This is a genomic window from Burkholderia sp. 22088 (assembly GCF_052045915.1).
GTDB lineage: Bacteria > Pseudomonadota > Gammaproteobacteria > Burkholderiales > Burkholderiaceae > Burkholderia > Burkholderia cepacia.
Genome location: NZ_JBQEPY010000034.1, coordinates 34,544 through 46,250 on the forward strand (window position 1 = coordinate 34,544; position 11,707 = coordinate 46,250).

Below are 11,707 nucleotides of genomic sequence, written 5' to 3' on the forward strand. Positions count from 1 at the left end.
ATCCGTTTCCCGGCCATTGTCCCTATTGGATATGTAGCGCCGCACGATCGCTCACGACAGGCTGTTTTGCTACGCTCTGGTTTGGCCGCTCACGCAGTTTGTGCAGAGTAAACGGGATGGCCTGCAAAAAAAAGTGGCAAGTCTCGGCATCCACGTTACGGACGGCATCGGGATATCCCGGCCAAACCCCTATCAGCGATCACCAGCCACACACCAGGCCCGGTGACAACCCCCCCCTATAAGGACTGCGACTGGCAGCAAGAATCATGCCGGGCCTAGCTGGCCAAAGCCCCGATTATCGGGGCATGAAGATAGTAACGGGGCGTCGAGACGCGTCGTCGCGGATGACGACGCGAAATTGACGCCGCTCGGCATGACGAGGCGCGGAACATGAAAATACGATGTCATGAAAGCGCAGTTTTTATGTGCGAGGTTACGAGGTGACAAAGCGAATGTCGGCGTGCCAACCGCTTTCCGCTCTCGCGCACAGGGTGTCGTGTCGTGATTTGTATCAAGTCGTGACATAAGAATTCGGATCACAATACGACTGACCTGTGGCTCAATGCGTGTCGGCCGACGGTCGGTCGTCCTTTACAACCGGTATTTCACCTCCTTAAATAATCAGGGTCTACCAAAAGACCGGAAAAACGAGATCCCCATGAGCCATTTCCTGGACAGATTGCGTTACTTCTCCACCACGCGGCCACGCTTTTCCGACGGGCACGGCGCCGTCACGGACGAAGACCGAAAATGGGAAGACGGCTACCGGATGCGCTGGCAGCACGACAAGATCGTCCGCTCGACCCATGGCGTGAACTGCACGGGTTCGTGCTCGTGGAAGGTCTACGTGAAAGGCGGGATCGTCACGTGGGAAACCCAGCAGACCGACTATCCGCGCACGCGTCCCGACATGCCGAACCACGAGCCGCGCGGCTGCTCGCGCGGCGCTTCGTACTCCTGGTATCTATATAGCGCGAACCGCCTCAAGCATCCGCTCGTGCGCAGCGCGCTCGTCAAGCTGTGGCGCGAACGCCGGCGTACGCTCGGCCCCGTCGAAGCCTGGCGTTCGATCGTCGACGACGACGCAGCGCGGCATGCGTACCAGAGCCGGCGCGGGCTCGGCGGCTTCGTGCGCGCGAGCTGGGACGAGGTCAACGAGATCGTCGCGGCGGCCAACGTGCACACGGTGGAGCGGCATGGCCCCGATCGCGTGGTCGGCTTCTCGCCGATTCCGGCGATGTCGATGGTGTCGTATGCGGCAGGTTCCCGCTACCTGTCGCTGATCGGCGGCGTGTGCCTGAGCTTCTACGACTGGTACTGCGACCTGCCGCCCGCGTCGCCGCAGACGTGGGGCGAGCAGACCGACGTGCCGGAATCGGCCGACTGGTACAACTCGACGTTCATCATGATGTGGGGCTCCAATGTCCCGCAGACGCGCACGCCGGACGCGCACTTCCTCGTCGAGGCGCGTTATCGCGGCACCAAGGTCGTGTCGGTGTTCCCCGACTACGCGGAAGGCGCGAAGTTCGGCGACCTGTGGCTGCACCCGAAGCAGGGCACCGACGCGGCGCTCGCGCTCGCGATGGGCCATGTGATCCTCAAAGAGTTCCATCTGGCGGGGAAGAGCGACTACTTCACCGACTACTGCAAGCGTTATACCGACATGCCGTGCCTCGTGCGCCTCGTGCCGCACGGCGACGGCTACGTGCCCGAGCGCCTGGTGCGCGCGTCCGACTTCGACGACGCGCTCGACGAGGCCGCGCACCCCGACTGGAAGACCGTGATGATCGACGACGCGACCGGCGAGTTCGTCGTGCCGGTCGGCTCGGTGGGTTTCCGCTGGGGGCAGCAGAACGACGCCGACAAGGGCAAGTGGAACCTGCGCGGCGAGACGTCGAAGGGCGCGGCGCTGTCGCCGCGGCTGTCGTGCACGGACGCGCACGACGACGTGGTCGACGTGCTGTTCCCATACTTCGGCAACCAGCCGCACGCGCACTTCAACTCGACGCAGCATGCTTCCGAACTGTCGCGCCGGATCGGCGTGCGACGCATTGCGACGCGTGACGGCGACATGCTGGTCGCGACCGTCTACGACCTGTTCGTCGCGAACTACGGGCTCGACCAGGGCCTCGGCGGCCGCGACGTGGCCGCGAGCTACGACGACGACCTGCCGTACACGCCTGCCTGGCAGGAGGCGATCACCGGCGTGAAGCGCGCGGACGTGATCGCGGTGGCGCGGCAGTTCGCGGAGAACGCGCACAAGACGCAGGGCAAGTCGATGGTGATCATCGGCGCGGGGATCAACCACTGGTTCCACATGGACATGTCGTACCGCGCGATCATCAATATGCTGATCATGTGCGGTTGTATCGGCAAGCCGGGCGGCGGCTGGTCGCACTACGTGGGCCAGGAGAAGCTGCGGCCGCAGACGGGCTGGACCGCGCTTGCGTTCGCGCTCGACTGGAACCGCCCGCCGCGCCAGATGAACGCGACGTCGTTCTTCTACGCGCATACCGACCAGTGGCGCTACGACCCGATGGACCCGGCCACGCTGCTGTCGCCGCTCGCGGACAAGTCGCAGTTCCACGGCGCGCCGATCGACTACAACGTGCGCGCGGAACGGATGGGCTGGCTGCCGTCCGCGCCGCAGCTCGCGGTGAATCCGCTGAAGGTCGGCGCGGCGCTTGCCGATCCGGCGCACGCCGGCACCGATATCGCGCGGCAATTGAAATCGGGCGCGCTGACGATGGCGAGCGAGGATCCCGATGCGCCCGGCAACTTCCCGCGCAACCTGTTCGTGTGGCGCTCGAACCTGCTCGGCTCGTCGGGCAAGGGGCACGAGTATTTCCTGAAGCACCTGCTGGGCACGACCAACGGCGTGCAGGGCGAGGATCTCGGCGCGACGGGCGGCACGCGCCCCGAGGAAGTGACGTGGCATGACGAGGCGCCGCGCGGCAAGCTCGACCTGCTCGTGACGCTCGACTTCCGGATGTCGACCACCTGCATGTATTCGGACGTCGTGCTGCCGACCGCGACGTGGTACGAGAAGGACGACATGAACACGTCCGACATGCACCCGTTCATCCATCCGCTGTCGGCGGCAGTCGATCCCGCGTGGGAATCGAAGAGCGACTGGGAGATCTTCAAGGGGATCGCGAAGCGTTTCTCCGAGCTGTGCGACGGGCACCTCGGCGTCGAGCGCGACGTCGTGCTCGCGCCGATCGCGCATGACACGCCGGGCGAACTCGCGCAGCCGTTCGACGTGCAGGACTGGAAGCGCGGCGAATGCGAGCCGGTGCCGGGCCGCACGATGCCGGCCGTGACCGTCGTCGAGCGCGATTATCCGAACACCTATGCGCGCTTCACGTCGCTCGGGCCGCTGATGGACAAGCTCGGCAACGGCGGCAAGGGCATCGGCTGGGACACGAAGGACGAAGTGAAGCTGCTCGGCGAGCTCAACTACAAGGTGGCCGACGGCGTCGCGCAAGGGCGCCCGCGCATCGATACGGCGCTCGACGCGGCCGAGGTGATCCTCGCGCTCGCGCCGGAGACCAACGGCGAAGTGGCGGTGAAGGCGTGGCGCGCATTGTCCGGCATCACCGGCATCGACCATACGCACCTGGCCGCCGCGCGCGCGGACGAGAAGATCCGCTTCCGCGACATCCAGGCGCAGCCGCGCAAGATCATCTCGTCGCCGACGTGGAGCGGGATCGAATCCGAGCACGTGTCGTACAACGCCGGCTACGTGAACGTGCACGAACTGGTGCCGTGGCGCACGATGACCGGCCGCCAGCAGCTTTACCAGGATCACGCATGGATGCGCGCGTTCGGCGAATCGCTGTGCGCGTACAAGCCGCCGGTGGATACGGGCAGCTATGCGCATATGGTCGGCAAGCGCTCGAACGGCAATCCCGAGCGCGTGCTGAACTTCCTGACACCGCACCAGAAGTGGGGGATCCACAGCACGTACACGGACAACCTGCTGATGCTGACGCTGTCGCGCGGCGGCCCGATCGTGTGGATGTCGGAGGACGACGCGAAGGCGATCGGCGTGGCCGACAACGACTGGATCGAGTGCTACAACTCGAACGGCGCATTGTGCGCACGGGCCGTCGTCAGCCAGCGGATTCCGTCCGGGATGGTGATGATGTACCACGCGCAGGAGAAGATCGTGAACACGCCGGGCTCCGAGATCACCGGCACGCGCGGCGGCATCCACAACTCGGTCACGCGCATCGCGCTGAAGCCGACGCACATGATCGGCGGCTACGCGCAGTTCGCATACGGTTTCAACTACTACGGCACGGTCGGCTCGAATCGCGACGAGTTCCTGATCGTGCGCAGGATGAACAAGATCGACTGGCTCGATGGTGAAGAAACCGCGGTCGACCCGACAACGCAGGCACGGGTAGGAGAAACGTCATGAAGGTACGCGCACAGATCGCGATGGTGCTGAACCTCGACAAGTGCATCGGGTGCCATACCTGCTCGGTGACCTGCAAGAACGTATGGACGAGCCGCGAGGGGATGGAGTACGCGTGGTTCAACAACGTCGAGACGAAACCGGGCATCGGCTACCCGAAGGACTGGGAGAACCAGGACCGCTGGCGCGGCGGCTGGCAGCGGCGCGCGGACGGCAAGATCGAGCCGCGCCTCGGCGGTAAGTGGCGACTGCTCGCGCAGATCTTCGCGAACCCGCACCTGCCCGAGATCGATGACTACTACGAGCCGTTTACGTTCGACTATGCGCATCTGCAGGAAGCCGGCAACACGCGCGCGATGCCGGTCGCGCGGCCGCGCTCGCTCATCAGCGGCCAGCGGCTCGAGAAGATCGAGTGGGGGCCGAACTGGGAGGAAATCCTCGGCGGCGAATTCGAGAAGCGCGCGAAGGACTACAACTTCGAATCGGTGCAGAAGGACATCTACGGGCAGTTCGAGAACACCTTCATGATGTACCTGCCGCGCCTGTGCGAGCACTGTCTGAACCCGGCGTGCGTCGCGGCGTGCCCGTCGGGCTCGATCTACAAGCGCGAGGAAGACGGCATCGTGCTGATCGACCAGGACAAGTGCCGCGGCTGGCGCATGTGCGTGTCGGGATGCCCGTACAAGAAGATCTACTACAACTGGCAGAGCGGCAAGGCCGAGAAGTGCATCTTCTGCTATCCGCGCATCGAGGCCGGCCAGCCGACCGTGTGCTCGGAAACCTGCGTGGGCCGCATTCGTTATCTCGGCGTGCTGCTGTACGACGCCGACCGGATCAGCGAAGCGGCCAGCGCGGAGAACGAAAAGGACCTGTACGAATCGCAGCTGTCGCTGTTCCTCGACCCGGAAGACCCGGCCGTGATCGCGCAGGCCGAACGCGACGGCGTGCCGGCCGCGTGGCTCGACGCCGCGCGGCGTTCGCCGGCCTACAAGATGGCGATCGACTGGAAGATCGCGTTCCCGCTGCATCCGGAATACCGGACGCTGCCGATGGTGTGGTACGTGCCGCCGCTGTCGCCGATCAACGCGGCCGCGAACAGCGGCGCGCTCGGGATGAACGGCTACCTGCCGGACGTCGAATCGCTGCGCATTCCGCTGCGTTATCTCGCGAACCTGCTGACGGCCGGCGACGAGGCGCCCGTGAAGCTCGCGCTCGAGCGGCTGCTCGCGATGCGCGCGTTCATGCGTGCGCGTCACGTGGACGGCGTCGATGCGCGCGGCGTGCTCGACCAGGTCGGGCTGTCGCTCGCGCAGGTCGAGGAAATGTATCGCTACCTCGCGATCGCGAACTACGAGGATCGTTTCGTGATCCCGACGACGCACCGCGAGTATGCGGAGAACGCGTACGACCTGCGTGCATCGTGCGGCTTCTCGTTCGGCAACGGCTGTTCGGACGGTCGTTCCGAAGCGAGCCTGTTCAGCACGAAGAAGGGCACGAAGACGATTCCGATTCACGAGGCCTCGCGATGAGCACCGCAACCGATCCAACTTATGCGGCGCTCGCGGCGCTGCTCGACTATCCCGACGATACGCTCGTCGCCGCGCTCGATTCGATCGAAGCGCATCTGCGCGACGGTGCGCGTTTGCCGAAAACGGTGCGCGCGGGCCTCGACCGGTTCTTTGGCTACGTGCGCGAGCGCGATTTGCTCACGCTGCAGGAGAACTATGTCGGGTTGTTCGACCGCGGCCGCGCGACATCGCTGTACCTGTTCGAGCACGTGCACGGCGAATCGCGCGACCGCGGGCAGGCGATGGTCGACCTGCTGCAGATGTACGAGCGGCACGGGCTGTTCCTGAACCGGGGCGAGCTGCCCGACTACCTGCCCGTGTTCCTCGAATACCTGTCGCGGCTGCCAGCGCCCGACGCACGCAAGCTGCTCGCCGAAACCGGCGAGATCCTGCGCGCGCTGGCCGGCGCGCTCGCGCAGCGCGGCAGCCATTACAGCTTCGTCGTCGGCGCGCTGCTGCCGATGGCCGGCCTCGCGCCGGTCGACGCGCCGGATGCCGCCACCGACGACGTGGCCGCCGAGCGGCCGAGTGCCGACGATTACCGCGCGCTCGATGCGTCGTATGCGGACGAGGCCGTGCGCTTCGTCGGCGCCGCGACACCCGCCGAGCAGACGGTTCAATTCCACGACAAGCGGCCCGCCCGCGGCGCTTAAGCGCGGGCCCAACTGGGGAAACACATGAACGACACTCTGCATCAGTTCCTGTTCGGGATCTACCCGTACATCTGCCTCGCCGTGCTGCTGGTCGGCAGCCTGATCCGCTTCGACCGCGAGCAGTACACGTGGAAGAGCGATTCGTCGCAGCTGCTGCGCCACGGCATGCTGCGGCTCGGCAGTATCCTGTTCCACTGGGGCGTGCTCGTCGTCGTGCTCGGGCACTTCGGCGGCTTCCTCGCGCCGCACTGGCTCGTGTCGCCGTTCCTGTCGGCGTCCGGGCACCAGCTCGTCGCGATGGTCGCGGGCGGTGCCGCCGGCGTCGCGGCGATCATCGGGCTGACGCTCCTGATCTGGCGGCGTCTCGGCGACCCGCGCATCCGCCGCAACAGCCGCAAGTCGGACATCCTGATCGTGCTGATGCTGTGGGTGCAGCTCGCGCTCGGGCTCGGCACCGTCGTGCTGTCGACGCGGCACATGGACGGCGCGATGTTCGAACAGCTCACCGACTACGTGAAGGGCGTCGTCACGTTCCGGCCGGACATCGCGAGCCTGCTCGTCGGCGTGCCGCTCACGTACCGGCTGCATATCCTGCTCGGCTTCACGATTTTCCTCGTGTCGCCGTTCACGCGGATGGTGCATATCTGGAGCGGGATCGCGTCGGTCGCGTACCTGATCCGCCCGTACCAGCTCGTGCGCAAGCGCTGAGGAGGCCGCATGAACGACGTTCTCTCCGACGCGCCGGTCGCATTGAGCATCAACGGTGTCGCGATCGACGACGACGCAATCGCGGCTGAGGCGGCTGCGCATCACGGCGACGCACTCGATCCGATCGATGCGGCACGGCGTTCGCTCGCGGTGCGCGAGCTGCTGCGGCAGCGCGCGGTATCGCTCGCGCTGCTCGACGAACGCGCGCCGCTCGACGACGCGGCCGTCGACGCGTTGCTCGAGCGCGAGCTGACGCACGTGCCCGAACCCGACCGCGCGGATTGCGAGCGCTACTACGCGCAGTATCCGGCGCGCTTTCGCCGCAACGACATCGTCTATGCGAGCCATGTGCTGTTCGCGGTGACGGACCGCGTGCCGCTCGCGCCGCTGCGGCAGCGCGCGGAAAGCGCGTTGGCCGACGTGGTCGCCGCGCCCGATACGTTCGAAGCGGTCGCGCGCGCGTCGTCGAACTGCCCGTCGGCGGAAATCGGCGGCAGCCTCGGGCAACTGCTGCGCGGCGACACGGTGCCGGAATTCGAGGCCGCGCTGTTCGATACCGATGGGCTCGGCGTGCTGCCGAAACTGGTCAACACGCGCTTCGGCTTCCACATCGTGCGGATCGAGCGCCGCGTGCCGGGCGACGCGGTGCCGTTCGACGAAGCCGCCGCGCAGATCGCCGCGTATCTGTCGGAACGCGTGCGGCAGCGGGCGATGCGGCAGTACGTGGCGATTCTCGCGGGCAGTGCGCGCGTCGAAGGCGTCGAATTCGACGGCGCGAACGGGCCGCTGGTCCAATAACGGGGTTTTGCATATGGCAACTCAACAAGGTAACGCCGGGTCGGTCGCGAACGTGCCGGCCATCCCGCTGCGCGCGTGGTCGGTGCTGGCCGCGAGCACGCTCGCGTTCATGGTGTGTTTCGTCGTGTGGATGATGTTCGGCGTGCTCGGCGTGCAGTTGCGCACCGATCTCGGGCTGAACAGCACGGAGTTCGGGATGCTCACGGCGACACCCGTGCTGACCGGCGCGCTGATGCGTCTGCCGCTCGGCACGTGGACCGACCGCTTCGGCGGCCGCATCGTGATGACGGTGCTGCTCGTCGTGTGCGCGGTGCCCGTCTATATCGTCAGCTATGCGACGCAGCTCTGGCAGTTCCTGCTGATCGGGCTGTTCCTCGGCTGCGTCGGCGCGTCGTTCGCGGTCGGCACGCCGTATGTCGCGCGCTTCTTCCCGCCGCAGCGGCGCGGGCTCGCGATGGGCGTGTTCGGCGCGGGCACGAGCGGCGCGGCGGTCAACCTGTTCGTCACGCCGCTGCTGCTCAATGCGTACGGCTGGCGCTTCGTGCCGCGCGTGTATGCGGTCGCGCTGCTCGTCACGGCCCTGATCTTCTGGTTCGCGTCGGCGCCCGATCCGGGCGCGGGCAAGCGCGGCGGTTCGTGGCTCGATTCGTTCAAGGTGCTGCGCGACCCGCGCGTGTGGCGGCTCTGCCAGTACTACTCGATCACGTTCGGCGGCTTCACCGCGCTGTCGCTGTGGATTCCGCAGTACCTGAAAAGCGAATACGGGATGTCGCTCGTGATGGCGTCCGCGTTCGCGGCCGGCTTCTCGCTGCCGGGCTCCGTGCTGCGCGCGCTCGGCGGCGCGCTGTCCGACCGCTTCGGCGCGCATGCGGTCACGTGGTGGGGGCTGTGGGTCGCATGGATCACGCTGTTCCTGCTGTCGTATCCGGCCACCGACTTCGTGATCCACACGATCGACGGCACCGCGACGCTGAACATGTCGATGCCGGTGGCCGGCTTCGTCGCGCTGACCTTCGCGCTCGGCGCGGTGTTCGCGTTCGGGATGGCGTCGACCTTCAAGTACGTCGCCGACGATTTCGCGGACAACATGGGCGTCGTCACGGGCATCGTCGGCCTCGCGGGCGGGCTCGGCGGCTTCCTGCTGCCGATCCTGTTCGGCGTGCTGCTCGACCTGCTGCGCGTGCGCACGACCTGCTTCATGTTCCTGTACGGGATCGTGTGGGTGTCGCTGATCCTAATTTATTTTTCTGAAGTCAAACGGATTCCGGTTGCCGAGGGCTCGCATTGGGGTTGAGCCGCGTGATTGCATCACGCGGCGTGCTTCCGGACCCGTTGCGATTGGGGTGACCTAATTCGTTAGCAATTCATGTGAGGGCGTCGCGTGCATTCGGCGCCAGCACCTTTGCGTTCGCGGTCCGGATGACGTTTGCGATTCTCGGCATTCCGCTCAAGCAGCAGTTGCAACTGATAGACACGTAGTTCGAACTGATTACGGCCATGCCGGTGCTGACGGACTCGCTCGCCAGCGTGCCGCTCGGCATCTGGACCGACCGGTATGGCGGCCACATCGTCTTTCTCTGCACGATCGTGCCGATCCGGCTCATTTCGTACGCGACGGCGCTCTTGCAGCTCCTCGTCCTAGGCCTGTTTTTCGGTATCGCGAGGGCTTCGTTTTCGGTGGGCACGCCCTATGTTGCCCGCTGGCTTCCGAAGGCGCGCCAAGGTTTTGCGATGGGCATATTCGGCGCCGGCAACTCGGGCGCCGCGCTCAATAATTTCGTCGCGCCGGTGCTGATGGTGGCGGCAGGCATATGGACCATCGTGCCCAAGGTCTATTCGGTGGAGATTCTGCTCACGGTCGTCGGCTTCTGGCTCGTGTCGGTTTCCGACCGTTCCCATCGAGCGGCCGTGGCGCAAAGCTTCAGCAGCCAGATGGCCGTACTGAAGGACCGGCGGGTGTTGCGTTACTCGCAATATTACGTCGTCGTACTCGGCGGCTACGTCACTCTGTCGCTGATCCGCTTGGTTTTCCGGACCGGATCTAGAGCGAGTTTGGCGGCGATACGGATCGCAGCGGCTCGTCCGGTGGTCCGGCATGCGTATCGTCGGTTGTCTTTGTGATCTTGTTGTTTGGGAAGCGTCGCGTGTCGTATTTCTTGGCCGCGCCACCTATCAACCGCCGACGAGCGACATGCGCACGGTCGGATAGCCTTTTCCCGGCCGCCGCGCGCCGAGGGCGGCTCGAAGTTCCGAGTACCGGTCGTCGCGGTGCAGCCAGCGGCGGCGTACCGCGGCAGCCAGTTGCTCGACGGGCGTCGTATCGGCGAGCCACGGGCGGAGATCCGTGCCGTCGGTCGCGAACAGGCACGTGTACAGCTTCCCGTCGGCGGACACGCGCGCCCGCGTGCACGCGCCGCAGAATGGATGCGACATGCTGGCGACGAACCCGACTTCGCCGGCGCCGTCGGCGTGGCGATAGCGGATCGCGGTTCCCGCGGGATCTCCGTCGCCGACCGGCATTAGCGGATAGGCCGATTCGATGATCTCGCGCATTTGTATCGCGGTCAGCACCTTGTCACCCGACCAGAAGCGCGCGCCGCCGACGTCCATGTATTCGATGAAGCGCACGGCCACGCCCGTATGCCGGAACTGGCGAACCAGCGGTAATATCTGGCTATCGTTGACGCCGCGCTCGATTACCGCGTTGACCTTGACCGGTGCGAGCCCGGCCGCCTGCGCGGCTTCGATGCCGGCGAGTATGCGCGAAACGGGCACGCTGGCGTCGCTCATGCGGCCGAAGATCGCGTCGTCGACGGCATCGAGGCTGACCGTCACGCGACCGAGGCCCGCATCGCGAAGCGAGCGCGCTTTCGCGGCGAGCAGCGAGCCGTTGGTCGTGAGTGCGATTTCGACTGGCTGGCCGTTCAAGGCCGGCAATGCCGCGAGCGACTCGATCAACGATTCGAGCCCGCGCCGCAGCAACGGCTCGCCTCCCGTGATGCGGATCTTCTCGACGCCGAGCGACGTGAATGCACGTGCGATTTTGATCATCTGCTCGAATGGCAGCCACTGCGACGACGGCAAGAATGCGTAGTCGGCGCCGAAGTTTGCGCGCGGCATGCAGTAAGTGCAGCGGAAATTGCATTGATCGATGACGGACAGCCGCAGATCGCGCAATGGGCGCGCGAGCGTGTCTAAGGACGGGGCGTCTGCCGGTGCATTGCGGTAGGACGCGATGTCGATCGGCAGGGCGGGTGCGATGGAATTCACGATCGGTTCGTCTGCCCGGGTAAGGTAGGGTGGAAGAGCGGCCACGTGCATGGCCGGCAGATGACGCGTTGGCGACGGTATGCGTAGTCGGGGCGCGCGTTCGTGTGATGATACGGGCAGATGCGCAATTTCGCGCTAATCGCGGCAAGGCGGTGCGACATGTGCAGGCTAGCTGTGAAGCGTCAAGAGGTTGTTTCTCGACGCGGGAAGTCTGGCCATCGGCGCAACGCCGCCGATGGCGCTATGGGCACGATGCCAGTTGTAGTGGTGCTGCCAACTCGCCAAGG

At 65.7% G+C, this 11,707-nt stretch carries 7 protein-coding genes and 2 pseudogenes; 7 read left to right on the forward strand and 2 right to left on the reverse strand.

Annotated features, from left to right (window positions below):
• Nucleotides 1-658 precede the first annotated feature (658 nt).
• The 7 genes and pseudogenes from ACTJLD_RS40535 to ACTJLD_RS40565 form a co-directional block, all read left to right on the forward strand.
• Nucleotides 659-4,426: a nitrate reductase subunit alpha gene (locus tag ACTJLD_RS40535; RefSeq protein ID WP_431642892.1), complete on the forward strand. Its 3,768-nt coding sequence runs from the start codon at nt 659-661 to the stop codon at nt 4,424-4,426.
• A complete protein-coding gene (gene narH, locus ACTJLD_RS40540; RefSeq protein ID WP_226212706.1) occupies nt 4,423-5,952 on the forward strand; it encodes a nitrate reductase subunit beta in 1,530 nt (509 codons plus the stop codon). The genes ACTJLD_RS40535 and narH overlap by 4 nt, the downstream gene beginning before the upstream one ends.
• Nucleotides 5,949-6,644 (forward strand): nitrate reductase molybdenum cofactor assembly chaperone, encoded by a 696-nt coding sequence (gene narJ / locus ACTJLD_RS40545; RefSeq protein WP_431642894.1) that lies wholly within the window; start codon nt 5,949-5,951, stop codon nt 6,642-6,644. Before narH ends, narJ begins: the two co-directional genes overlap by 4 nt.
• A 24-nt stretch (nt 6,645-6,668) precedes the next feature.
• Complete coding sequence (narI, locus tag ACTJLD_RS40550; RefSeq protein WP_431642896.1) at nt 6,669-7,352, forward strand: respiratory nitrate reductase subunit gamma; 684 nt, start codon at nt 6,669-6,671, stop codon at nt 7,350-7,352.
• A 9-nt stretch (nt 7,353-7,361) separates the two neighbouring features.
• Entirely contained in the window at nt 7,362-8,150 is a 789-nt protein-coding gene (locus tag ACTJLD_RS40555; protein ID WP_226212709.1) for a peptidylprolyl isomerase, read from the forward strand.
• Nucleotides 8,151-8,163: 13 nt separating this feature from the next.
• Complete coding sequence (locus ACTJLD_RS40560) at nt 8,164-9,444, forward strand: MFS transporter (protein ID WP_226212710.1); 1,281 nt, start codon at nt 8,164-8,166, stop codon at nt 9,442-9,444.
• A gap of 125 nt (nt 9,445-9,569) precedes the next feature.
• Nucleotides 9,570-10,166 (forward strand): annotated as a pseudogene (locus ACTJLD_RS40565) (MFS transporter); the annotation flags it as partial.
• A gap of 156 nt (nt 10,167-10,322) precedes the next feature.
• On the opposite strand, the gene moaA reads toward ACTJLD_RS40565, so the two are convergent.
• Together moaA and ACTJLD_RS40575 are read right to left on the reverse strand one after the other, a co-directional pair.
• Nucleotides 10,323-11,471, reverse strand: coding sequence for a GTP 3',8-cyclase MoaA (moaA, locus tag ACTJLD_RS40570; protein WP_226212711.1), 1,149 nt, complete (start codon nt 11,469-11,471; stop codon nt 10,323-10,325).
• A gap of 117 nt (nt 11,472-11,588) precedes the next feature.
• Nucleotides 11,589-11,707, reverse strand: a pseudogene (locus ACTJLD_RS40575) (IS481 family transposase); the annotation flags it as partial.

Excerpts from the sequence above, each read along its gene's own strand:
- narJ (WP_431642894.1), top strand. The coding sequence starts at position 5,949 with ATGAGCACCGCAACCGATCCAACTTATGCGGCGCTCGCGGCGCTGCTC.
- moaA (WP_226212711.1), bottom strand. The coding sequence starts at position 11,471 with ATGCACGTGGCCGCTCTTCCACCCTACCTTACCCGGGCAGACGAACCG.
- narH (WP_226212706.1), top strand. The coding sequence starts at position 4,423 with ATGAAGGTACGCGCACAGATCGCGATGGTGCTGAACCTCGACAAGTGC.
- ACTJLD_RS40560 (WP_226212710.1), top strand. The coding sequence starts at position 8,164 with ATGGCAACTCAACAAGGTAACGCCGGGTCGGTCGCGAACGTGCCGGCC.
- narI (WP_431642896.1), top strand. The coding sequence starts at position 6,669 with ATGAACGACACTCTGCATCAGTTCCTGTTCGGGATCTACCCGTACATC.
- ACTJLD_RS40555 (WP_226212709.1), top strand. The coding sequence starts at position 7,362 with ATGAACGACGTTCTCTCCGACGCGCCGGTCGCATTGAGCATCAACGGT.
- ACTJLD_RS40535 (WP_431642892.1), top strand. The coding sequence starts at position 659 with ATGAGCCATTTCCTGGACAGATTGCGTTACTTCTCCACCACGCGGCCA.